General features: G+C 32.8%; 1 protein-coding gene. It reads left to right on the forward strand.

Annotated elements, in window-relative coordinates; translation table 11 throughout:
* A partial coding sequence (locus L21TH_RS06560) for a transposase (protein ID WP_034429517.1) occupies nt 1-603 on the forward strand: 603 nt, incomplete at both ends.

Genomic DNA, 603 nt, shown 5'->3' on the forward strand with positions numbered 1-603 from the left:
ATGGTGAACATGTATCTATTGACTCAATAAAATTAGATTCTTATGAGGCTGCTAAGCCTAAAAAATCAATTAGTAATGATGGAACTAACCCTAACTGGGGAATGAAAAGAGATACTAATGGCAATAACATAAGATGGTTTGGTTGGAAGCTTCATATTTTATGTGATTCTAAAAGTGAACTACCATTAGATATACTAGTAACCCCAGCAAGTACCTATGATGGTACTGTTGCTATATCTTTAATAAAGCAATTTCTAAATAACTATAAAGATACTTTTAAGCCAACTTATTATGCTATGGATTCTGGCTATGACCTTGAGTATGTTTATCAAGATATAATAAATGATTTTAAAGGTATCCCAATAATCGCATATAATCCTAGAGGAAGCTATGCACCACCTATGGGATTAGATGAAGACTTTAATCCCATCTATTCCGCAGGATATAAACTAGTATATTGGGGAAAAGATGGAGATTATCTTAAATTTCGATGTCCCCATGCCTTAGGAAAATGTAATTGTCCTCATGGTATGAATTGGTGTTCTTCTTCTAACTATGGTTATACATTAAAATATAATTGGAAAGAGAACCCAAGACATTGGG

The organism is Caldisalinibacter kiritimatiensis (assembly GCF_000387765.1).
GTDB lineage: Bacteria > Bacillota > Clostridia > Tissierellales > Caldisalinibacteraceae > Caldisalinibacter > Caldisalinibacter kiritimatiensis.